Raw genomic sequence first — 26,646 nt, 5'->3', positions numbered from 1 at the left:
GTCTGCATTGCGCACGCTGTGAGCGTGCAAATTGGCTGCGCATCGCGCGCGCTGTATGCCGCCTCCGGTGACGCATCATGAGGCGACCTCTTCCCGGCGACGGCGTCGGCGTGCGCGCCCTCCCGGCATCGCGCGATGCCGCGACGGAGGTCGAACTCATCTGGATCGAAAAGCGGCTCGAGCACTGGATACGCTTCGGCCGAATTGCTGCCGAGCGCATCGTCAGCCGCAAGACGCGCGTCGTCTCTTTTCGACCGAATGCCGTGTTCGCGCTCTGCCGCTGGGCGTCCAATGACTTTGGTACGGTCCATTCGCGCGTCGACATCCTGCGCGCGGTCGGTCCGTGCGAAGCCTATACCACCGCTCCGTTCGTCCGGCCCGGCGGCGAATTGTATCTGTCGATCCAGGGCTGGGCCAAGGTACGCGCGGTGCTCGCCGCAGTCGACGCGGTCGAGCGCGCCGGTGTCGATCCCTGCGACGCGGCACCCGACCATTGGCGCCACGTCCACAACCGCTTGAGCGCCGGCGACGCGCCAAGACTCTACACCGCCGAGCGCCATGCCGCCTGGCTCACGCGCAAGGTGATCGAAGGATGACCCGGCTTGGCTATGTCCTCGTGACCACCGCGCTTGCCGAACTGTTCGGCGGCCTGTTCGTCACCGTCGCGCTGCTGGCACCGCATCCCCGCTTCGTCTGGAACGCAACCGCCAGCGCACCGATCGGGCTGTATCGGCTGGCGGCGATCGACCGCCCGGCAGTCGGCGATCTGGTCGCCGTGATGCCGCCACCGGCGCTCGCGCGCTTCCTCGACGAGCGCCGCTATCTCGCACTCGGCGTGCCACTGCTCAAGCATGTCGCCGCCCGTTCCGGCGCGACAGTATGCCGCGCCAGCGCGCGCGTCACGGTCGATGGACGCGTGGTGGCGATCGCCCGGACCAGCGACAGTCACGGTCGCGCACTCCCGGTTTGGCGTGGCTGCCGCGTGCTGCGCGCGCACGACCTGTTTCTCCTCAACGCGGTCGCCGACAGCATGGACGGTCGATATTTCGGGCCGCTGTCGAGCGATCGCCTGCTTGGTCGTGCAACGCCGCTGTTCACCCGCGGCGCAGCCGACGCGTCCTTTCACTGGCGCGGAACCGACGCGCCGAACGCATCCCTTCACCAACCGTAGGAGACCCTCCCATGCAGATCGGTCGCTTCGCCCGCATCGGCGACACGTACGTCGGTCAGCTCGAAACGCTGGCGCTCACCGTGCCGTTGCGCATTGTACCCGTCGCCGATCCGGGCGGGGAGCGTGCACCGGATTGGCGGGTGCATCTCGACGACGGCAATGCCGCGGCGGAGATCGGCGCCGGCTGGACCCACGAGCGCGAAGGGGGCGGCAGCTTCATCACCGTGCAGCTCGACTGCCCGACCTTCACGCGCCCGCTGCGCGCAAGTCTGCTGCAATCCCGGACGCAGGACGAGGTGCACGTCCTGGTATGGGCCCGGCAGAAACGTCGTCAGCGCGAGGATTGAGCGATGTCCTCTCGCGCACATGGCACGCGCATAAGCCTGGAGCTGGCAATGGTGACGATCGCCATTGCCAGTCCTTCGGTTAGCGCTGGCGCCGCGCAGAAGAGTGTCCTCCCGGCCGCTGCTTCTGCGCCCACCTATGCGGATTGCGTCGCCGAAGCGGCGCAGCGCTTCGGCCTCCCCGAAACCTGGATTTGGGCCGTGATGCGCGCGGAGAGTCGGGGCGATCCGCGCGCGGTCTCACGCGCCGGTGCGATGGGTCTCATGCAGATCATGCCGGCGACGTGGACCGGCTTGACCGCACGCTATGCGCTTGGCTCCGACCCTTTCGACGTGCGCGCGAACATCCATGCGGGGGCCGCCTACCTGCGCGAGATGCTCGATCGCTATGGCGATCTCGGCAGCGCGCTGGCCGCCTATAATGCCGGGCCTGGCCGCGTCGATGATTGGCGCGCGCGCGCACGATCGTTGCCGGCCGAAACGTCAGGCTATGTCGCCCGCATTGCATCCGCCGTCGGCGTTTCGGCTTCGCCAAGCGTCATCGTGTCGCGCGCGCCATCGATGACCTGGCGCAATGCGGCCCTCTTCACCGTGCGCAGGGATGGGGCTTCGGCCGGGACGAACGATGCCGTCCTCGCGCGCCCGATCGACAAAGCCGCTGCACCGGTCGTGCCGGAATCTTCGCAACGGCCAGCCGACCCGCTGCCAACCAACCCACTGTTCGTCGCGCATTCCGGTCGAGGCGCGCCATGAACGCCCGTGGGGTAGCCGTGCGTGCTGTGGCGGTCTGCGGGCCGGATTCCTGGCGTGATGACGCGGTGGAGAAGGGAAAGAAGCAGCGATGGCAAGATAAAAGCCGCGTCGGACACCGACGCTTTTGTGGTTGCAGAAGAGAGACTTATCCGTCGGGCAGCGGGTCTGCGCGTCGGACGGAGACGGGAGCAATCGGCAGTTTTCCACAGCGCGTGCGTCCGACAGCGCTTCGACGGGTGCCGGCATGAGCACCGACGACCAGGATTTCCGCGTTCGACCAGGCCGCAGCCGGGATGCCGGCGTCGCCGCGGGCGGCCGGTCGAAAAGCCTCGCCGCACAGGTCAGACGCGCCGGCGCACGCTCAGGGCGGCCGCGCATGCTCCAGCCCAAGGGACGCAGCACGCGCGTCGGCGCCCGCGGTCGCGGCCGCAACGCTCTGCTGCGGATCAGCCGGCCCGCCAATGCACGGCGCGTGACTGTGGTGGCCCGCGTGGTCCGGCATCGCGGTTCGCGCTTTCGCGCAGCCCCGCTCGCACGACATGTCGCCTATCTCAAACGCGACGGCGTGACGCGCGACGGACGCGACGCGGCGCTGTTCGATGCGCGCTCGCCCCAGGCCGATGGCGATGCGTTCGCCGAGCGCTGCGAAGACGATCGCCACCACTTCCGCTTCATCGTTTCGCCCGAGGATGCCGCCGACATGGCGGACCTGCGTGCCTTCACCCGCGAGCTGATGGACGACATGGCGCGCGACCTCGGCACGGAGCTCGACTGGGTGGCGGTCGATCATTGGAACACCGACAATCCGCACGTGCATGTGCTGGTCCGCGGCCGCCTCGACGACGGCTCCGACCTGGTTATCGACGGCGACTATATCCGGGACGGAATGCGGGGTCGCGCAGAGGCGCGCGCGACCCTGGAGCTTGGTCCCCGCAACGAGCGCGACATCCGGGGCGCGTTGCACCGAGAGGTCGAAGCGGATCGCTGGACCAGTCTCGACCGGCAGTTGCAGGAGCGCAGCGACGGCCTGTCGGGCGTCATCGATCTGCGCCCCGGCGGGGATGACGAAGGGACGCGCCGACTGCTGTGCGGCCGCGTCGACAAGCTCGAGCGGCTCGGCCTCGCCGAACTCCACGAGCCAGGCCTTTGGACGCTGCGCGCCGATGCTGAGCAGACGCTGCGCGACATCCAGGTGCGCACCGACATTATCAAGACGCTGCATAACGCGATGCACCGCGACGGGTGCACGCCGGACCCAGCGGCGTTCGCGATCCATGACGCTGCCACGTCTGATCCGATCGTCGGCCGCCTCGTCGAGCGCGGTTTGTACGACGAGCTGCAGGCGACGGCCTATGCGGTGATCGACGGCGCCGACGGTCGCACCCATCATGTCCGCTTCGACGATCTGGAAATGACCGGGGACGCCCGACCGGGCGCGATCGTCGAGCTGCGGTCCTGGACCGACGGCGGCGGCAAAAACCGCGCGTCGCTCGCAACGCGATCGGATCTCCCGCTCGACCGGCAGGTGACGGCGTCGGGTGCGACCTGGCTCGATCGCCAGCTCATCTCGCGTTCGCCGGTCGCGTCCGAAGACGGGTTCGGCGCCGAGATCCGGGGTGCAATGGACGCACGCGCGCAGGAACTCGAAGCCTCCGGCCTGGCACGCCGCCAGGGGGCGGGCATGCGCTTCCAGCGCGACCTCCTCGAGACGCTGCGCGCACGCGAAATGCGCGAGGCCACGGACGCGATCGCGCAGCGTACCGGGCTCACGCATCGCCCATCGGGCGAAGGCGAGTATGTCGCCGGCGTCTACCGCGAGCGGGTCAACCTCGCCTCGGGCCGCTTCGCGATGATCGAGGTCATCAGTGGGGATGGGGGCATGGGCTTCCAGCTCGTGCCCTGGCGGCCCGCGCTCGACCCGCATCTCGGAACGCACATCAGCGGCACGATGGGGCCGGGCGGCAGTGTCGACTGGTCGATCGGCCGCGGCAAAGGTCTCGGTCTGTGATCTTGCCTCACTCAAGCCGGAGGCCCATCCGATGAATGCTACCACGATCCTGTGGGGTCAGGTCTGCACCGTTTTCGCCATCGTTCTCGTGGCGATCTGGACAGCAACGCAGTGGATCGCGCACGCGCTCGCCTACCAGCCCGAACTGGGGCGTCCCTGGTTCCGGCTGGCGGGCATTCCGGTCTATCCACCGCCGGCCTTCTTTTGGTGGTGGTTCAGCTTCGACGCCTATGCACCGCACGTCTTCGCGGTCGGGGGCTATATCGCCGCGTCCGGGGGACTGCTGTCGGTCGTGGTCGCGATCGGCATGTCGGTCTGGCGCGCGCGCGAAGCGAAGAAGGCCGAGACGTTCGGCTCGGCGCGCTGGGCGACGCCTCGCGAGATCGCACGCGCCGGCATGCTGAGCGAGGATGGCGTGGTGCTCGGCTGCCATGGTGCGCACTATCTGCGTCATGATGGTCCGGAACATGTCCTGTGCTTCGCGCCGACCCGCTCGGGCAAGGGCGTCGGCCTGGTCGTGCCCACGTTGCTGGCCTGGCCAGGCTCGGTGATCGTCCACGACATCAAGGGCGAGAATTGGCAGCTTACCGGCGGCTTTCGTGCCGCCCATGGCCGCGTCCTGCTGTTCGATCCGACCAACCCGGCGTCGGATGCCTACAACCCTCTGCTCGAGGTCCGCAAAGGCGAGTGGGAGGTGCGCGACGTCCAGAACGTGGCCGATGTGCTGGTCGATCCCGAGGGAAGTCTGGAGAAGCGCAACCATTGGGAGAAGACCAGCCACGCGCTGCTGGTCGGCGCGATCCTCCATGTCCTCTACGCCGAAGCCGACAAGACGCTCGCCGGGGTCGCTGCGTTCCTTTCCGATCCGCGCCGGCCGATCGAGTCGACGCTGCGCGCGATGATGACCACGCCGCATCTGGGCGATGCCGGCGTCCATCCCGTCGTTGCCTCTGCCGCACGCGAATTGCTCAACAAGGCGGAGAACGAACGCTCGGGCGTGCTGTCGACCGCGATGTCGTTCCTGGGCTGTACCGCGATCCCGTGGTGGCGCGCGTCACGCGCGCCTGCGACTGGCGGATCGGCGAACTGGTGAGCGGCACCGCACCGGTATCGCTCTATCTGGTGGTGCCGCCGAGCGACATCAGCCGGACCAAGCCGCTGATCCGGCTGATCCTCAACCAGATCGGGCGGCGCCTGACCGAGGAATTGAACGTCACGCAGCGGCCGCATCGCCTGCTGCTCATGCTCGACGAATTTCCCGCACTCGGTCGGCTCGACTTCTTCGAATCCGCGCTCGCCTTCATGGCGGGCTACGGCATCAAGGCGTTCCTGATCGCGCAGAGCCTCAACCAGATCGAGAAGGCGTACGGGCAGAACAATGCGATCCTCGACAATTGTCATGTCCGCGTCGCGTTTGCGACCAACGACGAGCGCACCGCCAAGCGCATCTCGGACGCGCTCGGAACCGCCACCGAAATGCGGGCGATGAAGAACTATGCCGGGCACAGGCTCAGTCCGTGGCTCGGGCATCTGATGGTCTCGCGCAGCGAGGCGGCACGACCGCTACTGACCCCCGGCGAGATCATGCAGCTGCCAGCGCATCAGGAGATCGTGATGAGCGCCGGCGTCCCGCCGATCCGGGCCCTGAAGGCACGCTATTATGCCGATGCCCGCTTCACTGCGCGGCTCCTGCCACCACCGGCGACGGCGGTGCGCGATGCTGCGCCCCGGCCAGCGGATGACTGGACCGTACTGGCGCCGGTCGCGGCGCCCGAGCCACCTACCGCGCCGGCAGCATCGTCGCCGCCAGGGCCGCCGGTCCCGGCAGCGCTGCCTACACCAGCGGCCGCGGTATCAACGGAGACTGCCGATCCGCGATCCGCTCCGGACAGCGCTACCTCCGATATCGAGGCACGCGATACCGCCAATGCCGGCATCCGCCGCGAACCCGAACTGGGCGAGCATGAAGAGGTCGTACCGCAGCCGCCCCGCGCACCCGTGAACGAGTTCGCGTTCGACACTGATGAACCCGAGGCGATAGCCGCGCGGAAACGGCGCGGGATCGAGCGCGCGATGGCGCGTACTGCGCGTGCGGCCGCGCTCGATCCGGACGATGGTGTGACGCTATGACAGCCACCCGCGAAAAGAGCAGTTTCCGGCTGCCCCCCGACCTGGTGCGCCAGCTCGACGGGTTCGCCAGGGCCAAGAAGGTCTCGCGCACCGCCGTCGTCGAGGCGGCGCTGGCATCCTATCTGTCGCCCGACGGTGCCGATCGGCTCGAGGCAGCAGTCAGTCGGCGTCTGGACCGGGTCACGAGACAAGTCGAACGGCTGGCCTTGCATGTCGACCTGTCGAACGAAGCGCTCTCCTTGTTCGTCCGATCGTGGCTCAGCAACACCGCACCGCTCCCCGAAAGCGCGGTGAAAGCCGCGCAGGCGATGGGCGCGGAGCGCTGGGAGCGGTTCGTCAGCACACTGTACGATCGCATGGAATCGGGGGTTCGACTGGCGCAAGAGGTCGGCCTCGATGTCGGATAGAGATCGCGGTGAGCCCTGCTTTGTTGCGTTGCAAACCGATACCTGACAGGTTTAAAACCGAGCTCGGCGCGGAGTTTAGCGACCACCATCTTGTTTATGCCAAGAAAGGAGGTCTGCCATGCGCGCATTGCATGACCATTCCCCGTGACGGCTCGATAACCCCAGTATCGGCAGGTGATTTGCCGAGCGCCACCCAAACTCTGTTGAACGCCGCGTCGGGCAGATGGGAACTGCCTTCATCGGCATTTAAGGCGATCGCACCGACACAGGCTCGGAAAATGTGCCGACGGTCGAACGATGTCATGCGCACCCTTATCGACGAACTGGTTCTCAAGGTCTCCAATGCCGGATCCGAAACGAACCTTGCCGACGCCATGGCCTACGTCACGCGCCAGCTGGATTTCGATCACTTTGCACTGTCGTATCAGCACCATGGCCTAAGCTCTACCGAGACGGATTTTCTCCTGCACGACTATCCCGCGCCGTGGGCGCAGACCTATGTCGAGTTCGATCTTGCCGGCAACGATCCGATCCGACGTGCCTGCGAACGCAGCATGATGGGGTTCCTCTGGTGCGAGCTCGACGATCTCGTGCCGATGAGCCCCGGCGACCGACGCATGCTCTCGGTCGGCAGGGCCAACGGGATCGGCGATGGCTATACGGTGCCGCGCCACCTTCCCGGATACGCGAGCGGCTCATGCACCTTCGCGTTGCGACCAGACCGGGTCATGCCGCGGCCGATGTTGCCTGTCGCCGAGATCGTCGGCGCCTTTGCGCTCACCACTGCCAGACGTCTGGCAGGCGAGTCGCCAATCATCGCCCGGCCAGTCCTCTCCCCGCGGCAGCGCGAATGCGTCCTCTGGTCGGCGCGGGGTAAGACGGCCGCCGACATCGCCACGATCCTGAGCATCGGCGAAGACACGGTCATCCAGCACCTGCGGACAGCACGCGAGCGCTACGACGTCCACTCGCGCAACGCGCTGATCTTGTGTGCTTTGTTCGACGGCCTGATCAGCTTCGCCGACATCCGGCGTTGGTGGTATTTCCACTGAGTCTGCGACGCCTGCGCCCGGACATCCCCCCTTCTTGGGATGCCAGGCGCTCGTGAAAAATGATCCTTGGGCGCCACCGCAAATGTGAGCTGGAGCCATCAATGACCGACCTTCTGGACCGGGCGCCCCGCGCGCTCGGTGATGCTTCCCTGCGGGCCATGTTCGCGGCCCGCAAACAGGTGTTCGTCGACTTGCTGAAGTGGGATCTGCCGGTGCTCGCCGGCGAATATGAACTCGACCAGTTCGACGATCCCGACGCCGAATACCTGATCCTCCTCGACTCGGACGGACGCCACCGGGCGTCCGCGAGATTGCTGAAGACCGATCGACCGCATCTGCTCGGCGACCTGTATCCCTTTCTCTGCGCTGGCGCGGTTCCGGCGGGGCCCACGACCCGCGAGATCACCCGCTTCTGCCTTGATCGGCATCAGTCCGCGGCCGATCGGCGGTCGGCTCGCAACCAGCTCGTCACCGCTTTGGTCGACCATGCGCTGCGCGAGCGGATCACCGATTACACCGGCGTCGCCGAACTCGGCTGGTTTGCGCAAATTCTCGGCTTCGGCTGGCATTGCGCGCCACTTGGCCGGGCGGTCGAGCAATCGGGACGGCTGCTCGCCGCCCTTCACATCCAAATAGACGATCGGTCGATCGACGGGCTGCGGCGAACGGGCGTGTATGCGCCACTCACCTTGCAGCTCGCCGAAGAGGAGCTAGCAGCGTGACCGCCATCACCACCGCCGACTGGGTCGAGCAACTACGCCACCAAGGATACTGCATCATCCCGGACGCCGTGCCGGCAGGGTCGATCGCCGCGCTCGATGCCGATCTGGACCCGGTCTTCGCTGCAACGCCGTTTGGCCAGGGGCGCTTTTACGGCTTTCGCACCAAGCGGTTCGGGAGCCTGCTTCGCCGCTCGCTTCATTGCGAAACGCTGGCGCTGCATCCGACCCTTCTCGCCATCGCGCAAAGCGTGCTCGGCGAGGCGTGCGACCGCATCCAGCTGAATGTCGCGCAGGCGATCGAGATCCATCCCGGCGAACCCCGCCAGTTCCCGCACCGCGATCACGACATGTGGCCGGGTGCAAAGGGCGCTCACGAATTTTTACTCAACGTGATCTGGCCGCTGGACCGTTTCACGAAAGAAAACGGCGCGACCGAAATCTATCCGTTCAGCCACGGCGTGGCCGGGATGGCGCAGGAGGGCGTCGGAGACCCGATCATTGCCGCGTGCGATCCGGGGTCGGCAATCTGCTTTCTCGGGTCTACCGCACACGGCGCGGGCGCGAACCGCTCCAGCGGCGTGCGGCGCGCGATCGTCATCGGTTACAGCCTTGGCTGGCTGAAGCCCTATGAAAATCTCTGGCTGGCCTATCCGCCGGAAGTGGCGCGCACCTTTTCGCCCGAGCTCGCGGAGCTCGCCGGCTACGTCCAGCACCGGCCGAACCTCGGCAATTACGAGGGGCAATGTCCCTCGATCCTGCTGCAGGACGATGTGCCAGCGTATATTGGTGCAGTCGACGCACTGCGACCGGATCAGGAGGCTATGCTTGCCGGTTTCGGCGACGTCGGCGGGGCCAGCGTATGAGCCCCTCTCATGTCCTCGAGCCGACCTACAACGCGATCAAGCATCGGCTGCTGGTCGGACATTGGCCGCCTGGGTCCCGACTCGAGGCCGCGCGCCTCGCAGCGGACATCGGCGTCAGCATCACGCCGATCCGCGATAGCCTCAATCACCTTGCAGGTGAGCGGCTGGTCGAGCTGATGCCAGGCGAAGGGTTTCGGGTGCCGACTCTGAACGCCGCGGATTTGCGCGATCTCTTGAATCTCAATCAGCTGCTTCTGCTCGCAGCGATTGACGAAAGTGATATGCCTGTAACGGGATCGGCAGATACCGTAGCCATGCCGGACTTGGCGTCTGCAACCGCATCGCTGTTCCTGACTATCGCGAGTGCTTCCGGAAACGGCGAGATCACCATGATGGTCCAGTCCCTGAACGATCGCCTTCACCCCTTCCGCCAGATCGATGAAGCGGTGCTGGCAGACGCGGCGAGCGAACTTGGGGCGCTGCGCGCTTCCTTCTCGTTGCGCACGTCCCGCAGCAACGCCCGGCACCTGCTGCTTCGCTATCACGACGTCCGCAAGCCCGAAGCCGACCGCTACATCAAGCTGTTGGCGAAGGGACGCTCATGAACGTCATCATGCTTGCCCTTCTTCTCGCAACGGCGGGATTGCTTGCGGGTTGCGCCAAGCCTCAACCGCGTGCGGTGCGCTATTTTGCGGCCCATCTCGACGAGGCGAACGGCGTTGCGAGCGATTGTCGCACCGGCGCCGTGCGGGGCGAAGAATGCCAGAACGCGGATACCGCGCTGGAGGCGGATACTGCCGCGAAGCGGTTCAAGCATTTCCGCGGCAACTGACGTCCGCCGAAGAAAAAACGCGAAGGAGAGTATTAGCGTCATCAACGGCATCGAACGGGTCGCCAATGCGTGCTTGCCGTCCGTGCATGCACCGTAGTATGTTGGATACCTAGGAGAACGCGCATGGCTAGCACGGGCAGACGCCAGCAACCGCCGATTACGATCCGCTCCGCGCGCGCCGTGGAGCTTTTGCGTACCTTGGTGAGCCCTGGCCGCAGTCAGGCCGAGGTGATCGAGCAGGCGCTCGAGCAGATGGCCAGCCATCGCCCCTCACTCGCGGCACTGCTCACCCCGAAGGAACCGATCGATGTCGACTGGGAACCACCGCGGTCCAGTCTGACACACCGGGATGCAGGTCTCGCGGACTGATGTATTTGCTCGATACCAACGTCGTGTCCGAAAGCAGAAAGCTGGGGTCGGGCCGCGCCGACCCAAAGGTTGTCGCGTGGATGTCGGCCGCCGATCCGGCCTCCACGTACCTCTGCACGATCACGCTGTTCGAACTGGAATATGGCACCCTGCTCATGGAACGACGTGACCCTGTACAGGGGGCTATGCTGCGCCGCTGGCTGGGCGAAACCGTGCTGCCAGCGTTTAACGGTCGGATTCTCTCCTTGTCGGCCGAAGTGGCGACGCGGTGCGCACGCCTGCATGTGCCGGATCCGCGCAGCGAGCGGGACAGCTGGATTGCAGCGACCGCGCTGGTCCATGACCTGACGGTTGTCACCCGAAACGTCGCTGATTTCGTGCACACCGGCGTCAACCTTATCAACCCATGGGGCGTGTCGGACGCGCCCAGCTGTCCGTAACCAGGATATTGCCGATGCGCAGCGAACTGGATCATATTCCCCCGCAGAAGCGCCGCGAGCTCGAGCGCGTCGTCCAGATCATATTCGAGGAATTCGACGACGCGCTCGCGCTGGCCAATCACCCGTGGAAGAAGCGCGGGCGAATCGAAAAGGTCATCCTTTACGGTAGCTATGCGCGCGGTGGATGGGTCGACGAGCCGCATACAGCGAAGGGCTATCAGTCCGATTTTGACCTGCTGATCATCGTCAACGACAAGCGGCTGACCGATCGGATCGACTATTGGTCCAAACTCGAGGACCACCTCAATCGCGAACTTGCGATCACGAAGACGCTCAAGACACCGGTGAATTTTATCGTTCACACGTTGCAGGAGGTGAATGACGGGCTCGCGCATGGCCGCTATTTCTTCATGGACGTTCGGCGTGACGGGATCGCGGTCTACCAAGCCGTCGACGACGAGTTGCATGAGCCCAAGCCCAAGACGCCCGATCAGGCGCTGGCAATGGCGCGTGAGTATTACGACGAATGGCTGCCAAGCGGATTGCGCAAATTCGACCTCGCGCAGACGGCGATGGAAAAGGGTTACCTAAAAGACGCGGCGTTCCTCTTTCACCAGTCTGCGGAAGCGCTGTACCACTGCACTTTACTGGTGATCACCTTCTACACACCTCACGTGCATAATCTCGGTTTTTTGCGAACCCAAGCCGAGCGTCTCGACAGGCATCTTATCGACGCGTGGCCCCGTGAGCAGCGCACCGAACGGGCCATTTTCGAGAAGCTGAAAGAGGCCTATGTCAAAGCGCGCTACTCAAAGCACTACAAGATCACTGCTGAGGAACTGGAATGGATTGCGGCGCGCGTCGAACAGCTTGGGCAAGTCGTCCTGCTAATCTGTAGCGCTCGCATCGCCCATCTCGAACAGGAAGTGGGCTCTCAGCCCGCCGGATGAAGGGCGGCGCAGCCAAGATGGCGGCGGATTGGACCCAGTTCCGGACGTTCAGCCGCGATTTCGTGCCTCCCAACTCCAGACATCCGTTCATGTCGGCATTACGCGGCGACAAGCGGTTCTTGAATGCAAGAATTGGGAACATATTCGCCGTTTCAGAGCGATAGGTCGAATGGCAGCTTGTGTGAGCAGCAGATATTTATAGGTTACCTGACCGAAATAGCAGGATGCCAGAATGACAGAATATTGGCTAATTATAAGAGGTTATATTTCCGAGCTCTTTTGGACTAGCTCCGCCGCAGTTCTATTTAAGCACACGATCAAGCCAGTAGCTGGCGAGTGTAAACAGCGAACCTTTCGTTGATCTCGTCGAACTCGGCTTCGCGCAGCACTTGCCGCCGCTGCTCGCCATAGGATCGGATGTCTACATCGTCCGGCAGGCCCTGCGACGCCTCCTCGACGGCGACGATGACCTGAGCATCGGCCGGCGCCTGCGCGAAGATAAACTTCAGCATCTGCGGCAGGTGTACTGCGTCTTGGCCCTGCTGGTTGGGGGCGTCGATCACGATGGGAAAGGCCGTAGCGGTCGCATATTGATAGCGGGTCCGCAGAAACGCGTAGTAGTATGCCAAAAGTCCGCGAGGCCCCTCGCTGCCACGTGCGGCCTGGATACGATGTATGGACTGCGCGCCATCCTCCTCGAGCGCGACATCGAGGTCGAAGGCATATCTAGCGAGAAGCGCGCGGTAGAATTTCAGAATCTCTCCGCTCCGCTTGGAGCTTGTAAGGCCGGTCATTGTATCTCGATGCTTGTCGACGCGTTCGCGCGCGTCAGCGGCGTCGGCGGCTTTCTCCCCGAGCGAACTGCGTAGGATCTTAGCGGCTTCGGTTTTGCCCGCGGCGATCACAACATCGTTGAATGACAGGGCCGCTCGCTCGACCGCAAGGATATGCTCAATCCGCCGCAGGCTCTTCTCAATGTCGTGCAGCTTAACCTGTTTCTCCCGCTCGCCGTCCCTGACCCGATTCAGCTTGATGTTGGCGGCACCGATCGCCTCAGTCAGCACTCCCTCGTCCTGGATCAACGCAAAGCGGTCGGCGAGGTCGTTCGCATAACCCTGGCCGCAGGTCGGGCACTCAATCTCGTCGGGTAGCGCGGCAGCGACGTCGAACTCCTCACGCATTTCGCGTAGCGCTCGTTCGAGCAGGCTCTTCTCAGCCTGAAGCAAGTGCGTTTCCTCGTGCAGTTCGGAGATGTCGCGGCGGAACTCGCGCTGCTGCGTGAGGAGCGTCTCGCTTTCCCGAACGAGGTCGTCAACCTCCGCGCGGAACTCTCCTATGTCGTAGGTGGGGCTGGCACCTTCATCAATCCGCTGGATTTGTTCGATTGCATCTCGCAGTGTCGTGACACTCGCCTCTAATTCTGAAAGCGCGATGCGATCAACGGCAAGATTAGCGCGCGCTTCGTAATAAGCGTCGGGCCTGAGCCCCGAATGGTAATCGGCCAAGGTGCGTACGCTGTCGGGGAGGTAGAGATCTTGGAAGGATGACCAAGGCCGACTCCAGCCCATATCCTGATCGATGTAAAACGGCGCGAACATGTAGGACGGCGGCGGTACGACGATATCGCCTTCGCGATCGGTCATAATCAGCTTGAAGCCGAAGAATCGCGCGAGCTGGGGACCCCACTCCTTCACCACCTGCTGGCCGGAGAACAGCAATTTGCGCTCGGCATCGAACAAGGCGTGCATGCCCAGCGCCTTCACCGCAGTGTAGCGTTTGCCCTGAAACTCAAAGACCAATGCACTAGAGACGTGCGCGGACCGCCATCGGCTATCAATCTTCTGCGGCAAGGCTCCCAGCGTCTCGTAGATGCTCTTCAGAATCGCCGATTTTCCGAAGCCGTTTCCACCTTGAATGACGATCCTTGACGCGTTCAAGGGCACCTTCAACGCGCGCTTCTCGGTCTGCGACAACAGGAAGAGTCCGACGAATTTTACGTTGGCCATGGCTAGCGTCTTTCAGCGATCGCAAGATGCGGCGCAGCCGCGTGACATTGGGGCCCGTCATCCGAGCGATTCCATGATTTCGACCAGCAGTGCGGCTTCGCCGGTATAGGGCTCACCTACTGGGTCCGATATGCTGCCAGCGATCTTATAGGCGACCATTGTTCCGACGATCGTGTCGTCCATGAGGCTTGGATGCTCGGAGAGCAAATCAGCCAGAGTTCGATGGAGATCCAGGGCGATCGCGTCGCCGCGTTCGCGGGCACGCCAATATTCGAGGCAGGCGAGGGACAAGCGGCGCAGCGGGATGGTTTTCCACCCGTCGGCTATCAGCTCGGTTTCGACGGTCGGCCACCACTCGGTCGGCGTTCGGCCGCGTCGCTTCATCTGCTCGACCAGCGCTTCGACGTCCGAAGCCGCAAGTCCCTTTTGCTTCTTCAGCTCGAATAGGGTCTTGGCGCTGGAAGCGACGGTGCCAGTGCAGCGCGAGATTTCGCTGAGCAGCGCCTGATAAAGCGGCTGAGCGGATACGGCATATTCTGGCCCGATCGCGTTCGCGAACTCGGTTACCATGCCGAGCAACGTCTGGCGGAAGCTCTGCATATCGAGTGCGATGCGCTCATAAACCAGAACCTCAGTGTGCCGTGGATCGATGTCGCCGGGGAAATCGGCTTCGATTGCAGCGACTAGGACTCCGTGATCATCAGCCGATAAGGCCGATAGTAATATCTCACCGTCGTCAGGCCCGGTCTTGCTGCCATCGAGATATTTGGCCTGCAGGTGCTGGTTCGAGATGATCGCCGCCTTGCGGACCAGCACCCCGAACTCATGCAGATTGTGATAGATTTTGCCGACGATAGATTTCGGCATGTCGCCTTTGGCCGGCCTGCTTGCCAGCTGAGTCGGCGTCCAAGCCGAACCTGCCCGTGACTTCATCTGATAAAAGGAAATCGCAGCGTCGTCGCCGTCCCCGGTCAGGAAAATCAGATCGTCAAAGAAGTCAAAATAGGCAACGAAGCCTTCGCCCTTTTGATAGGCGTCGAGGATGCGCGCCATGGACGCGTGCATTTGAAAGTCGAAAGCGCGCGAGGCCACTGAACCTGCTTGCTCACGCGGCTTTTTTGCGATCAGAGCCTTGGATGCCATCGAAATTGCTTCCCCCAAAGGTTACGATGCCACGCGGTAATACCTTTGCAACCAGCAATATCGCCGTGCGAGCCACTTGGGTCCCGAACTGAGCGGATGGCCGCTTTACATAACGCCTTCCAAACTAGCGACGACGCAAGTTTGATAGACGAGTCTGTCGCCGCAGAACCCGCGCCGATAGGCGGCCGCTGCGAGTAACGGTTTTTCGGAAGAGCGATTGACATGACCGGACAGGTGATCCGACCCGGCAATGCTTCCTGTCGCGGAAGACGATTATCTTGCAACTGACACGGCCCGCGAGTTCCGGGGAGCAGCCGCCAATGTGCTGGTAACTGGAAGATCCGAAGGTTTCACGCGGCTTCAAAAACCGGTCGAGCTCCGCCAGGTCGTCGACACGCTCGCAAATAGTCTCGGCACTCCGGCGAACGTCTGCTTCAGCGGATACGATCGCCGATCCCTACCTCACCGCCGACCAGAGCGCGGTCGATGGGTTCCGCATGTCTTCGAGCAGGTGTTCGTTCGAACGGGATACGATGCGCACCTTCGGATGATGATGCGGACTGGCGAACCTATTCCCGGGAACGGGGTCACGGAGGCCGCGGCGTAGCAGCCTGGCCCTACGACGAGCACCTGCTTACGACGATACTGAAGGCCGCATCTTGCGCGGGACACCGGTCAGCTCCTCTCTAACGCGGTCCCACTCCTCCTTGAGTACCGCCTGGCCGCAGGTGACAACCTCGCGCGCGGCGGCTTGACGCTCCGAGAGCGCCCCGGCTTTCTCAAGACGACGGATCGCCGCCATCAGGGCCTCCGCCGGCTGCTCCTCCATATTTAGCAGTAGCTCGATCCTCGCGACTACCTCATTCGCTTCGCGGCGGTACTTCAGGTCGGCAGCGGCGTCCGCAGCTCCATCCGCTCCCTCGGGAGAAGTGCTTGCCTGTTCGCGGTTGGACAGGAGCGCGTGGGCCTGGGCGATGCGCCCCCGCAGCTCGTTGATCCACTCCTGCCTGAGCCGAGCGACAGCGTGGATGCCTTGGTTCTCGGCCGAGCGGGCAGCGGTCGCGGCGTTGTTTGTCGATGCGACCGCGGCCTCCCTGGCCGCGGTCGCGCTCGCCGCGGACGCTGACACTGCCTCGCGCGCAACCTCCGCCTGTTTCTCGGCAACCAGAAGGGCGGTCTTCGGTGCCACTCGGAACACGGCCCAAGCGTTCACACCGGCCGAGATCAATGTTGCCAAGTTGATAACCAGGACAACCCATAGCGGCGCTGAGAACGAGCCTAGGAAGCTCGCGTCGCTACCCGTAGGCAGCGCGCCCCCGGATACGTTAACACCTCCGCCTCCGACAGCGCCGAGATGGCCCGTGGCGCATGCTGCCACCAGTATCGCTGGCAGGATTGGCAGGAACACGCGGAGAACGCGGCTCATCGCCTTCCTCTCCCCATGCGACTCTTTGCACTGGTCTCGGCAGGCGCAGCTATCCGCTCTACCTCGCCACCAAGCAGCATAGATCGCGATGTTAGCCCGAAGTGGAACCGGCGCGCGCGTTCTAGGAGTGTCGAGCAATCCTGCCTCCCGCCACCCTGCAGGCGAATGGTGTTTCGCTCGGTATCGAAGGTCAGCGTTGTATCATCGGGCGCGTGGTATTCCACCCGGCCGCGGACCTGATCGTCGGTAACGGTGCCGCCTGCATCATCTGCAATGTCCTCGAGTTGCTCGACAAGGGCATCGAAATCCGGCGGATCACCACGTTGCAGCACCACGATGCGATCGAACATGTTCCCGAAGACCTCATCGATCTTCTCGAGGTGCGCCTCACCCCCCTCGCGCAACTCCAGGCGCCTTATCAATACGTATCCCGCAGGGTCTGACCTGTCCTGGTCAGTCTCAATCGAGAAGCGGAACACGTCGGTGCTGATGCTGCCCTGTCCATCGTCGTCCTCGCGGCTGACGTCCCGCCGCCTGAGACCGAAAGCCTCGCGCACGTGCTGGTAGGTTGACTGCATCTCTTCGACCACGTCCGCAGCAATCAGACCGCGAACGAAGTAGGTCGCGGCGTCATTGACCCGCTCAGGAACGAAGTGTCCGGAACGCTTGCTGAAGCCGTTCAGCGAGGTGATGCTCCCCATCTGGATGCGCTCGAAGAACTCGCGCTCGGGTGCCACGCGGATGTCGGAGAAATTGCCTGCACCGACCGGCTCTTGCCTCCTCTCAGGCACCTGCCTGATCGCGAAGGTGCCGGAACTGGTGATGATCGCCTGGGGACGCTGCTGTCCCCTGAAATCCGTGTCGCTGCGAAGGAAGGCTGGCACTTGCCGCGCGAGGTAGTCGCGCAGCGATCGGTCGGTGAGGTAGCGAGCCCGATCAAGGGCGCCATCGGCCTCGCCGCTCAGGGCGGCCAGCAGGAAGTGGGTCCAGGCGCCATGCCTTTGGGCGTCGGCAGGGTAGGAGGGTTGCCCAGGCTCGCACGAGAGAAAGAGACCTGTGTAGCGGCCTGGGGTTACGAAGGAGCGAAGCTCGGCAATGTCTAGGTCGCTCACCACGTCCCGCCCCCTGACGGACTCGCCGAATGTCCGAGCGCACGCGTCGACGAAGGCCAGGAGCCGAAGGCCGCGACTCGCCTCGAAACGATCGAACAGCGCCTCCCGTAGCAGTACCGTCGTCGTGTCGATATGATGCGCGTTCGTGTCCCATCCGGTGATCCGGTTGCCGCCCGCACCGTGGAACCCGTGGCCAGCGTAGTAAAAAACGAGGAGGTCGTCCTCCTCGAGCATTTCAATCGCCCCTCGCAATTCGTACGAGATCGTGCTGATCGTCGCGTCATTATCGATCAGCAGCCTCACATCGAGACGGTCGGATGGGAAGATTTGCTCGAGTACGCGGGCGAAGCCTTCGGCATCGTTCCTGGCGTAGTCCACCTTCCTGAGGGGGGATTTTCCCTCAGTCCGGTACTCCTCCACCCCGACCACGACCGCGTAAACCCGTCCCGTTTCAGGCAACGCGATCACCTCGGCAGGTGCGGGTTTGAGCTTCACCACCGCCTTGGAAACCTTCTTCGCCATCCCCAAGCCCTTACGATCGACCACCTCTACCGACGCGAGCCTCCCAGCAACGGGATGCTTGGTGCGGACCGCGCTAGTGCCACGAACAACATAGTAGATGAATGGCTCGGATGCACCCTGACGCGTTTGTTCAGCAATGTGAACGAGAGCGGCTTACCACCTCCGCCTCCGAATCCGTCTAGCAGCCCTCCGCCAGCGCGGTTGCTAGCTGCGAGGGTCGAGGACCCAAAGGCGGTCGCTCAGCAGGCTCCGACCGCTTCCCGACTCCGGACTCTTATTCATGTTCGATTCGGACTGCGTCTTTGAGAACGTCGATGAAGCTGAAAGCCGACAGCGAACACGGTTCGGGCCAGCCCGAACCGTGTTCGCACCGTCCAATTAAGCTGCGGCGACGAGATAAGTTTGCGGCATCTCGCGGGCCTGTGCGAGAGCCCCGTTGATCGAGGCTCGACGCGCATCCTCGCCGCGTCCAAGACCTTCGGCAATGATGACCTCGACGTCAGCGCCGACGAAGCTGAAGATCGAGCGCAGCAGCGTTTCGGCGTGCTCGTACGAGGTATAGGGCGAGCCCGCGCCGTAGACGTTGCCTCGCGCAAGCGCGATGATCACACGCTTGCCCGCAGCTAGGCCGACCGGACCACTCTCGCCGTACGAGAACGTTTTGCCGCGCACTGCGATGCGATCGATCCAAGCCTTCAACTGGCTGGGAATGGAGAAATTGTAGAAGCCTGCGCCGATCACGACGACGTCCGCTTCGAGAAATTGCTGCACTTCCGCGCCCGTCTCAAGCGCTAGAAAGGTGTCCAGCGTCATGTGGGCGATCGGCTCGGCCGCGAGATCGCGATAGGTGACCTCGATGCCCGGATTGGTTTCCCGCAGACGCTCGACGACGGCAATAGAGATGGCACGGCTCGCCGAATTCTCGCCCATGATGCTGGAATCGAGATGCAGAAGTTTCATCGCTTGTCTCCGGTCTATATTTGTGACCAAGGGCACGTATGTGACTGCCGGCTCCCCGCCAAGGACGCATATTTTTAGGACTAGGTCACATGGATATGCCTGCCCATCCGGGCGTCAGCGCCGACTGCCGTCGGATGAACAGCGTGCTATCGCTGGTTGGCGATAAGTGGACGGTAATGATCGTGATGGTGCTGATCGAGCGTCCACGCCGCTTCAATGACATCAAGCGGACGATTGGCGGAATCTCGCAGCAGATGCTCACCCGCACGCTGAAGGCACTCGACCGCGACGGCATGGTCAGCCGGACGGTCCATCCTACAGTGCCGCCTCAGGTCGAATATGCACTGACGGAACTAGGGTATTCGCTGTCGAAGCCGCTTCGCGCGCTGGGCGCTTGGGCCGGAGCGCATCTCGAGCAAATAGACTGTAACCGCGTCCTGTATGACACGACCAGGGGAGCTGCACTCAACAATGGTGGTCAGGGATCTCATTAAGCAGCGTGTGACTCATAACTGTCGACGAGGCTCGCTATCGAGGTGGCTGCATGCGTTGTCCGGCTCGACCCACAAGGCGACATTCAGCGTTGCTTTTCCTATCCTCACGTCCAGACATCTGTTCATCTTGGTAAAATGTACCGTAGTGCCGCCGCCGAAGCGGGCGGTGAAGCGCTGAAAGTGGGCCTTTGCTGCCTTTCGCGAGCTATGGGCACGCAGACTGCGAACGCAACATTCTCGCCTGGAAGCCGTGAGTTCTGCCCCCCAGCTATGCCCTGGATCGCGTCGAAGACGGGTTCGCCGTCGCGTTCCCACCCGTAGCTGCTTTCGCGATCGGCCAGCATCGCCGATTGGCAAGGCGTCGGGCTGATCCGAGGTCCGCGTGAAATGCGCCTCGAACGCGGCGTTTATTCGCGCTGCAAAATCCGCGATCGTGATTGTCGCTGCCTCGGAATAGCAGAAGGAACACTCACGCGTTTTCGTCAGCAGCTTCAATCAACGCTTTTAGACGGGACTCGGTGATACAATCGGCGCAGACGATGCGCTCCTCTTCATCGTCCGCCTGCGTGGTCATCGCCCGCGCTTTGTGCTGGCGTTGAGGAACATCGGGAAGAAGCTCTTCTGCGTCTTGAGCTTGAGCATGTCCCCGACCGCAATCGTATTGGCTTTACGGCGTTCGCCGCCTGCAGGCGTGATCACCTCGACATCCGGATTCTCTATAATCGCACTGTGCACGTCGTCGGTATGTGCGGGGGTCGCATTATAGATGCTCTCGTAAAAATCCCCTACGCCTATGACATCGCCGGACTCCGAGATGAGCCGGGGAATATCTTCGAGCAGCTGGTTTCGGGCGCCCTCCCGGCCCGTCAGGTCGAACAGATATAACGACCCGTCATCATGGCTCGGGTCATAGGCCAGCATGTTCAGTCCCGACCGTCCGTAGTGCGCCTGGGAGCTGCTATTCTGATGCAGGATGTTGTTATAGACTTGGCGCCCTCGATAAATATTGGCGAAGTGGATCAGCCAGTATCGCCACCCTCCGGGGTTATTCACCGAAAAGGGGCTGACAAAGGGCGCGCAGGTTCGGAAGGTCTCGAACACGAGGCGCTCGGCGGCGCCGAGCCAGTTGGGTTTGCTCATGCCTCCTTCGAGCGATGCGAGATTAGTGGAATCGATACCGAACGGCCGAAGCTGGGCCGCCAGCAACACCGGATCCGATTTTTGCAGGAAGGACAGCAGCGAGCTGATCATGAACGTGTAGAAGATTTCGACCGAAGGATGCGAGCGCATGATGTCGAGCAGCGTGTTTCGGTCGACATGGCTATAGCCGCACTGATCGAGATTGAAGAGTACGTTGCGATACCGCCCCTGTTCGAGGAATCGCTTCATGGTTGGATAGGCGCGCTCGAACGCCTCGTTCAGATACTCGACGCGCAGATGCAGCCGAGGGACAGTTTCAGCGATTTCCGCCTGCAGCGGCGCGACGTTCGTCTTCAACTCCTCAATGGCGTCGCGGCTATGGTCGTTGAGGACAAGCAGGCACTCGATCTCGATCAAGCCCATGCCCTGCGAAGCGCGCTGGACGTTGACCATCTCGACGGCACGCTTGAGCTCCTCGACGAAGATCAATGGCGAGCCTGAGGTTCCGCACCGATACCTGCCCCCGCCCGCAAATCCGTCGACGATGGCAAGCCTGAACTTCTCCTGCTGAGGCAGCTTGCATCGGACGGTCAGATATTCGAAGAAATATTCTCGTAGGATCTTGTGCTTGCGGCGAGAGTGTTCCTCCAGAACCGCGCCCTTGCTCCATGCGTACGGCTTCTCGGCCATTCATTCCCCCTTGGCTGCCGTTCCATCGCAGATAGCTTATAGCGCGGCGGAAAAGGCCGAGGGCATCTCGTCCCAGGTCCGTCCTCGATACTCCCTGCCATTGGCCTTCTTGGAACGGCGCTTATTGTCTTTGCCCCACGTTCCCCATTGTTTGAAAAAGAAAGCGGTTTCGTACTCCAGACATTGTTCGTGGATCTCGTCGATCCAGTCCTCCCGGATCGGCCGCGCCGAACGGCCGCTTTCGCCCCCGACGATAGCCCAATGGATATCAGAAAGGTCCACTGTGCCGACCGCCCCGATGAGCGGTTCGAACGACAGGAAACGGATAGCCGCGGGAACCGTCCGCAGATGGTCGATCCGGGACACGGCCTCTGCATCCTCGACGCTGGTCCCCAACCAGACGTTTGGAAGAACATCCTTGATATTGGTCGAGACGATCTCGGCCATTCGCTCGGGCCGCTTGGTCAGAATTTGATAATTGTGATGCGGCGTGTCCCGCATCACGCGCCAGACTTCGAGGATGAAGGCATCGCTGACCTGTTCGTGGAAGAGGTCGCTCATCGAATTGACAAAAATCTTGCGCGATTTGCGCCACCGGTGCGGGATCGAAAGCGCGCTGGGATCCTCCCGGACGATGCCGCTCCAGATCGTCCGTTTCCCGCTCTGCCGCGTCAGGCCAGAGTATTTCTCCATGTGCATTGCCTCAAGGCGCTTCGCCATCTCCATCGCATAGCAATTCGTGCAGCCTGCCGAGATGATCGAGCACCCCGCCACGGGATTCCAGGTGGCATCGGTCCATTCGATCTGCGTTTCGGCCATGTCGAATTCTCCTCGCGGACGCTATGCGCCGACCGCTGCGGCGCTGGCGGGCACGCGCCAGCGTGTGAGGCGGGCCAAGGCGATCTCGATCATGCGGTCGTCGAACAGACGAAGCTTGCGGCGGGCCGCATCTTCTCCGCCTTTCCAGTTACGCAGACCCTGCTGGATACCGGCAAGGGTCGGCGTATCGCCATGTTCGATCAGCCAATCCACGGTCGCGAGCAATTCCATGCCGAGCGGCGTCTCGAAGCCATCGATCAGCTCGCTTGTCGCCTCGAGCGCCGCAAGGAAGGTTTTCCCTTCGGAGCCAAGATAAGCGGCGACCCGGTCCTTCTTGCCATCGTCGAACCAGATCACGTCCATCGGCCCGGCGTCCGCGATGCGCTTGTCGCTGTGCAGGTAACTGCCATCCAGAGCGTTCAACAAATGCACCAGGCGCGGCGCAAACGGTCCGAAGCGATTGGCCTCGAAGCGCAAGTCGAGCTGATTATCAACGCCCAGCCGGGCAATGCTTCGCTCGGCGAAATACGCGAGCTTCTGGATCTCCAGCAGGGTACATTCGAAGCCAAGCACCGCATAGCGGCGCACCAGATCGGCGACGACGGCCCTTGCCGGCGTGAGCTTTTCAACACCAACGCGCTTTGAAACATTCTGGTACGTGCCTGTGGGTTCGAAGACGAGGATCTCGACACCCTGAAGCTCGCCAAGCGCCCGCTCGATCCGCGCACGGACTACCGGCCAATCCAAGCCGCCATTGCCGCTTCCCAGCGGCGGAAGCGCGATCGAGCGGATGTTGTGCTCCCGGATGACCAGTTTCAGGTCCTCGAGCCCTTCCTCGATCCACTCGAGCTTGGAGGGGTTGCGCCAATGCTTCTTAGTCGGAAAGTTGATGATCCACTTCGGGCCCATCAGTTCGCGTCGCTCCGATACGAACATGTGCCCGACCTTCACCGCGCCGGCCTTGCACGCTTCCTCATACGCTTTGAGGTTCGCGGGGAAGGCCTCCTTGAACATCAACGCAATCCCCTTTCCCATCACGCCAACCGTGTTGACGGTGTTCACCAGGGCCTCTGCCTCGGCGTTCAGAAGATTGCCTTCGGTGTACTTGATCATCAGAAAAACCATCCCGGCGTCGCCGCCACTTTCAGTTCACTGCCGGCCGCGGCGATCTGCTGTCTGAGTTGCGCCGCCACAGCGTCGTTCACGCAGGCGATACCCAGAAGCGCCGAGACGGGTACATGCTGAAAAATCAGAGCTTCCGCTTGATAGCGCTCGAATTTTCCCAGGTCATCATTGTCTCGCTTGAAATCGCTTCGTTGCAAAATATCCCAATCGATACGATCCAATCTCGCCAAATCGGAATGAAACTCCGCGGTTTGCAGATAGGCATGTCGATCGGTGAAAAGGAAATCGAGACCACTCTCCTGGATTTTAGGCAGGCTCGACACGAGGATGACGATTTCGTCGTTGCCGCGTTGGCGAACGTGACGGCCGGTCTTGATATTGAGCAGCATCGGCGATCGCGGCGTAAAATAGAAAGGGACATAATCGCTTAGCGTGCCTCCGGGCGGAACGGCGATGTCCCTGCCGTTGCGCTTGCCGATCAGTTCCGGATTGCCAATGTCGACATAAGCGGGATTCACCTGCCCCGAACTCCGTGCATGCACTCCATGCTGCAACGTCCACGCGAGATTCTCGCGGTGGACGATACGAAAGATGAAAGCCTTTTCCGGGCGAAGATCCTTGATCATCAACGCCCAAACGCCGATCCGAACGCCACACGCGGCGACGGTTCCGATCTGATTCGGCCATGGAGAGGTCCCACTCGCATGCCGACTGCCTATATCTTTCCGACACGACGGAGAAGTGTCCTAAAGGAAGCGCAGCGCAAGTGGCCCGCTTTACCGTCGGCGTGCCGCGATCGCCATCGCATCCCAATCCATCCATGCGCTCATCGCCTTCACGAATTTGGAGGTGGCCCCGATCTCGCACCCGATGAGACTTATACCAGAAAAATAGAACATATAAAGAACATATATTGCCCGCGGCTCCGCCGTGGACGTGGCCCAAGACGCGCACCAAAATTCCCTGCATCGCAAGTCGACCCATTTGCACGCGCGAGGAACGCCTTCCCTCCCAAGGCAGCATTCTGATAGTGAGACTTTCCTGACCTTGCGAAGGCCCGCCTCCGCGATATTGCTCGGCGCGATCGCGGTCACCGCGCAGCAGGGACGCCGCCCCGCCACCCCGACCTGATCCTATTCCTGCTGAAGGATACCAGCGATCAGCTTGTTCATTTCCGACCCGTTCTGGAAATAGCTGAGGAGATAGTTGCGAGCCTGCTTATCCATTGATCGTGCACCGGCGGCGGAAGCCCATGCCAGCCAATCCGAACGCCCTTCCCGCAAGAACGTCTCGCGCATCTCCGATAGGCCATAGCGCTGATCGGCAATTTCGAGGATCTTCGCGCGCGAAATGTCGGTGGCGCTCGCATGCGTGTACAGCGTGCGGATGATATCCGGCGCGAGTGCGGTCTCGAGGAGATAGTCCTCAAGCATCACGCCGAACCAGAACAGTTGATATTCGCCGATGTGGCTGCCTTCGCCCGCCACCTTCAGCACGACTTCGGCAACCCGCTCCTTATCGGTCACGTCCCGGCACAGCGAGTAGAAGTTCTTGGCGAGGTGCGGAAACCCGTCGGCAAACCGCTCGAGCCGGTCAGCAATCCGATCCACATGGTCGCGCATCACGACCATGATCAGCTCGGCATCGTCTTCGCCAAGCGTCGGGCGTCCCAGCAGTTCGACGATGTAGTCGATCTCTTTTCTGGTGAGGGGAGGCTGGACAGAATCGGCTTCGCCGCGATCATATCGAGACACAATCAGGGAACGCCGTCTTTTGAGCAGCCGCTTTTTGAGGTCATCGACATGGTCGTCGACCTCACCCACCCAGGGAGATCCCTCGGTTCGCGTCTTGGCCGCATTCACCGACAGGCCCTTAAGGCCCAGCAGGCGCTGCAATTCGGTGAAGTCAGCCTGAAGCGCATTGGCATCATCGCCAAGGATGATGACGTCATCCATGAACCGGAGCATTTTGTTGGCATTCAGAACTGAGGATTCTTCAAGGAAACGTAAAAAATCATTTCCAATCATCTTTGCCGGGTACAGGCCTTGGGGAAGGCAATCCAGGGTTCGGCCTGCATTAATTTCACGAAAAAATTTTCCGAACGCGACCACGTCACTCGGGTCCTTCGGCGTGATCTTCGCGAACCAGGCATGTAGATCGTGATGATAGACATTGTTGAAGTAATTCGCGACATCGAAAGCGATAAATTCCTCGGCGCCAATATGGGCGCTGAACACCTGGGTCCGGAACGCAGCGTAACTCTCCGACGCGGAAAGCGGGACGCCCTCCTTGAAGCGATATCCGAAATGCCGACGGCGGTCAGGGACATGCGGCTTGCGAAATCGGTCCCGGTTGCGGTGCACGAGCTCATACAGATAATATTCGGCGACGACGTCGAGCTTGATTGTCCGCCGGAGATGGAACTTGTCCTTGTTCGCGTGAACCCTCCGTTGCGGCAGGAACGAGCGCTCGGAGGACTGGGCCAAGTCCGCTGCGAAGGCGGAAATTTGCTCCGCGCCGCGTTCAACCAGAACCTTATTCGTATTGAGCGGAAAAAGCGTGCTGGGAAGGTCGTCCAGATAGAACGCCTTCGCGGACAATGCGGCTTTTTTCTTGGTTAGCGGCGCCATGGTCTATCATCGCAATAAAAGTTCGCGTCCTGCAATGGAATTATCCAAAACGCCATCATCGTCAGCGTCGGTTCCACATATTCAGCTTGGAATACTCAGGGCGATGGCGGCTTACCTTGAACGATCGCTCGAAAGCCGCCATTTCGCTATCCACTCGCCAATGCGCTTTGAGCCCCGGCCCTCCCGCATGAACGAATGGCTGGTTATGGCGAGCGCCGCCCGAAAGCGGCCAGGCCGCTTTCCTGAAGAGTTTCGGGCGCCGGCAGGCGTACGAAAGTCTGGGAGGCCCGAACCCGCGGGCCTCGAGCGGTGACCTATGGGGATTTCGGATTTTGGCAGGTTGGAGTGGTTGCTGACCTGACGGATTTGTTGTCGTCCGTCCCCGCGGGCCGACCCGATGCGGGAGCTGATAATGGGCTTTCAGGTATAGGTCGACGATCCGCGCCGGGCGCAGCGACGCCTCTGATATCGCTACGCGCGAGCTCGTCTGTTCCCCGACGCGGTCGCGATGCGGGGTCTATCGATAACGGGCCGTGCC

At 62.3% G+C, this 26,646-nt stretch carries 26 protein-coding genes and 1 pseudogene; 16 read left to right on the top strand and 11 right to left on the bottom strand.

The genetic code is table 11. The features are described from left to right. The first annotated feature begins 77 nt into the window (after positions 1 to 77). The 7 genes and pseudogenes from EAH76_RS11895 (at position 78) to EAH76_RS11865 (ending at position 6,813) form a co-directional block, all read left to right on the top strand. On the top strand, positions 78 to 596 hold the full coding sequence (locus tag EAH76_RS11895; protein WP_140850504.1) for a DUF2840 domain-containing protein: 519 nt from the start codon (positions 78 to 80) through the stop codon (positions 594 to 596). After that, positions 593 to 1,171, top strand: a complete 579-nt coding sequence (locus EAH76_RS11890) for a S26 family signal peptidase (RefSeq protein WP_140850503.1) — start codon at positions 593 to 595, stop codon at positions 1,169 to 1,171. Before EAH76_RS11895 ends, EAH76_RS11890 begins: the two co-directional genes overlap by 4 nt. A gap of 11 nt (positions 1,172 to 1,182) precedes the next feature. Further along, a complete protein-coding gene (locus tag EAH76_RS11885; RefSeq protein WP_140850502.1) occupies positions 1,183 to 1,518 on the top strand; it encodes a DUF736 domain-containing protein in 336 nt (111 codons plus the stop codon). A gap of 3 nt (positions 1,519 to 1,521) precedes the next feature. Continuing rightward, positions 1,522 to 2,268 (top strand): lytic transglycosylase domain-containing protein, encoded by a 747-nt coding sequence (locus EAH76_RS11880; protein ID WP_140850501.1) that lies wholly within the window; start codon positions 1,522 to 1,524, stop codon positions 2,266 to 2,268. 244 nt (positions 2,269 to 2,512) lie between these two features. Beyond that, entirely contained in the window at positions 2,513 to 4,276 is a 1,764-nt protein-coding gene (locus tag EAH76_RS11875) for a relaxase/mobilization nuclease domain-containing protein (protein ID WP_140850500.1), read from the top strand. A gap of 31 nt (positions 4,277 to 4,307) precedes the next feature. Then, positions 4,308 to 6,406, top strand: a pseudogene (locus tag EAH76_RS11870) (conjugal transfer protein TraG). After that, positions 6,403 to 6,813: a ribbon-helix-helix protein, CopG family gene (locus EAH76_RS11865; RefSeq protein WP_140850499.1), complete on the top strand. Its 411-nt coding sequence runs from the start codon at positions 6,403 to 6,405 to the stop codon at positions 6,811 to 6,813. The pseudogene EAH76_RS11870 and the gene EAH76_RS11865 overlap by 4 nt, the downstream one beginning before the upstream one ends. Before the next feature lie 94 nt (positions 6,814 to 6,907). On the opposite strand, the gene EAH76_RS24100 is transcribed toward EAH76_RS11865, so the two are convergent. Continuing rightward, on the bottom strand, positions 6,908 to 7,117 hold the full coding sequence (locus tag EAH76_RS24100; RefSeq protein WP_162559937.1) for a hypothetical protein: 210 nt from the start codon (positions 7,115 to 7,117) through the stop codon (positions 6,908 to 6,910). Between EAH76_RS24100 and EAH76_RS11860 the strand changes: the two genes are divergently transcribed. The 8 genes from EAH76_RS11860 to EAH76_RS11825 all read left to right on the top strand — a co-directional run bounded on the left by EAH76_RS11860 (position 7,116) and on the right by EAH76_RS11825 (position 12,041). Further along, the gene (locus EAH76_RS11860) at positions 7,116 to 7,865 is read left to right on the top strand and encodes a helix-turn-helix transcriptional regulator (RefSeq protein ID WP_206667865.1); all 750 of its coding nucleotides are present in this window, start codon (positions 7,116 to 7,118) and stop codon (positions 7,863 to 7,865) included. The genes EAH76_RS24100 and EAH76_RS11860 overlap by 2 nt on opposite strands. Positions 7,866 to 7,966: 101 nt before the next feature. Further along, on the top strand, positions 7,967 to 8,587 hold the full coding sequence (locus EAH76_RS11855) for an acyl-homoserine-lactone synthase (RefSeq protein ID WP_140850498.1): 621 nt from the start codon (positions 7,967 to 7,969) through the stop codon (positions 8,585 to 8,587). After that, complete coding sequence (locus tag EAH76_RS11850) at positions 8,584 to 9,450, top strand: phytanoyl-CoA dioxygenase family protein (RefSeq protein WP_140850497.1); 867 nt, start codon at positions 8,584 to 8,586, stop codon at positions 9,448 to 9,450. Before EAH76_RS11855 ends, EAH76_RS11850 begins: the two co-directional genes overlap by 4 nt. After that, on the top strand, positions 9,447 to 10,055 hold the full coding sequence (locus EAH76_RS11845; RefSeq protein WP_161989027.1) for a GntR family transcriptional regulator: 609 nt from the start codon (positions 9,447 to 9,449) through the stop codon (positions 10,053 to 10,055). Before EAH76_RS11850 ends, EAH76_RS11845 begins: the two co-directional genes overlap by 4 nt. Beyond that, complete coding sequence (locus EAH76_RS11840; protein ID WP_153227360.1) at positions 10,052 to 10,282, top strand: EexN family lipoprotein; 231 nt, start codon at positions 10,052 to 10,054, stop codon at positions 10,280 to 10,282. The genes EAH76_RS11845 and EAH76_RS11840 overlap by 4 nt, the downstream gene beginning before the upstream one ends. A gap of 123 nt (positions 10,283 to 10,405) precedes the next feature. Next, entirely contained in the window at positions 10,406 to 10,651 is a 246-nt protein-coding gene (locus tag EAH76_RS11835) for a hypothetical protein (RefSeq protein WP_140850495.1), read from the top strand. Then, positions 10,651 to 11,091 carry a type II toxin-antitoxin system VapC family toxin gene (locus EAH76_RS11830; RefSeq protein WP_140850494.1) on the top strand — a complete coding sequence of 147 codons (441 nt, stop codon included), beginning with the start codon at positions 10,651 to 10,653 and terminating at the stop codon, positions 11,089 to 11,091. The genes EAH76_RS11835 and EAH76_RS11830 overlap by 1 nt, the downstream gene beginning before the upstream one ends. 14 nt (positions 11,092 to 11,105) lie before the next feature. Beyond that, positions 11,106 to 12,041 carry a nucleotidyltransferase and HEPN domain-containing protein gene (locus tag EAH76_RS11825; RefSeq protein WP_140850493.1) on the top strand — a complete coding sequence of 312 codons (936 nt, stop codon included), beginning with the start codon at positions 11,106 to 11,108 and terminating at the stop codon, positions 12,039 to 12,041. A gap of 317 nt (positions 12,042 to 12,358) precedes the next feature. Here EAH76_RS11825 and EAH76_RS11820 read toward each other — a convergent pair whose 3' ends face one another. The 5 genes from EAH76_RS11820 to EAH76_RS11800 form a co-directional block, all read right to left on the bottom strand. Continuing rightward, positions 12,359 to 14,047, bottom strand: a complete 1,689-nt coding sequence (locus EAH76_RS11820; RefSeq protein WP_140850492.1) for a hypothetical protein — start codon at positions 14,045 to 14,047, stop codon at positions 12,359 to 12,361. Between the two features lie 57 nt (positions 14,048 to 14,104). Then, positions 14,105 to 15,190, bottom strand: coding sequence for a dsDNA nuclease domain-containing protein (locus EAH76_RS11815; protein ID WP_140850491.1), 1,086 nt, complete (start codon positions 15,188 to 15,190; stop codon positions 14,105 to 14,107). Positions 15,191 to 15,824: 634 nt separating this feature from the next. Then, positions 15,825 to 16,616: a hypothetical protein gene (locus EAH76_RS11810; protein ID WP_140850490.1), complete on the bottom strand. Its 792-nt coding sequence runs from the start codon at positions 16,614 to 16,616 to the stop codon at positions 15,825 to 15,827. Next, entirely contained in the window at positions 16,613 to 18,250 is a 1,638-nt protein-coding gene (locus tag EAH76_RS11805; RefSeq protein WP_140850489.1) for a caspase family protein, read from the bottom strand. Before EAH76_RS11805 ends, EAH76_RS11810 begins: the two co-directional genes overlap by 4 nt. Before the next feature lie 378 nt (positions 18,251 to 18,628). Then, positions 18,629 to 19,210, bottom strand: coding sequence for an FMN-dependent NADH-azoreductase (locus EAH76_RS11800; protein ID WP_140850488.1), 582 nt, complete (start codon positions 19,208 to 19,210; stop codon positions 18,629 to 18,631). Between the two features lie 89 nt (positions 19,211 to 19,299). Here EAH76_RS11800 and EAH76_RS11795 point away from each other — a divergent pair, with 89 nt between their 5' ends. Further along, positions 19,300 to 19,704 carry a winged helix-turn-helix transcriptional regulator gene (locus EAH76_RS11795; RefSeq protein ID WP_170208022.1) on the top strand — a complete coding sequence of 135 codons (405 nt, stop codon included), beginning with the start codon at positions 19,300 to 19,302 and terminating at the stop codon, positions 19,702 to 19,704. A gap of 570 nt (positions 19,705 to 20,274) precedes the next feature. On the opposite strand, the gene EAH76_RS11790 is transcribed toward EAH76_RS11795, so the two are convergent. From EAH76_RS11790 to drt5, 5 genes are all read right to left on the bottom strand, one after another. Next, the gene (locus EAH76_RS11790) at positions 20,275 to 21,534 is read right to left on the bottom strand and encodes a three-Cys-motif partner protein TcmP (RefSeq protein ID WP_140850487.1); all 1,260 of its coding nucleotides are present in this window, start codon (positions 21,532 to 21,534) and stop codon (positions 20,275 to 20,277) included. Between the two features lie 36 nt (positions 21,535 to 21,570). Beyond that, entirely contained in the window at positions 21,571 to 22,353 is a 783-nt protein-coding gene (locus EAH76_RS11785; RefSeq protein WP_140850486.1) for a DUF5131 family protein, read from the bottom strand. A 21-nt stretch (positions 22,354 to 22,374) separates the two neighbouring features. Further along, positions 22,375 to 23,466 carry a type II toxin-antitoxin system antitoxin DNA ADP-ribosyl glycohydrolase DarG gene (darG, locus tag EAH76_RS11780; RefSeq protein WP_140850485.1) on the bottom strand — a complete coding sequence of 364 codons (1,092 nt, stop codon included), beginning with the start codon at positions 23,464 to 23,466 and terminating at the stop codon, positions 22,375 to 22,377. Continuing rightward, entirely contained in the window at positions 23,466 to 24,104 is a 639-nt protein-coding gene (gene darT / locus EAH76_RS11775) for a type II toxin-antitoxin system toxin DNA ADP-ribosyl transferase DarT (protein WP_140850484.1), read from the bottom strand. The genes darG and darT overlap by 1 nt, the downstream gene beginning before the upstream one ends. A 507-nt stretch (positions 24,105 to 24,611) precedes the next feature. Continuing rightward, positions 24,612 to 26,108 carry an antiviral reverse transcriptase Drt5 gene (drt5, locus tag EAH76_RS11770; RefSeq protein ID WP_140850483.1) on the bottom strand — a complete coding sequence of 499 codons (1,497 nt, stop codon included), beginning with the start codon at positions 26,106 to 26,108 and terminating at the stop codon, positions 24,612 to 24,614. Between the last annotated feature and the right edge of the window lie 538 nt (positions 26,109 to 26,646).

It is taken from the genome of Sphingomonas glacialis (genome assembly GCF_006439055.1).
Taxonomy (GTDB): domain Bacteria; phylum Pseudomonadota; class Alphaproteobacteria; order Sphingomonadales; family Sphingomonadaceae; genus Sphingomonas; species Sphingomonas glacialis_A.
This window is presented reverse-complemented; position numbering and strand designations above follow the sequence as displayed.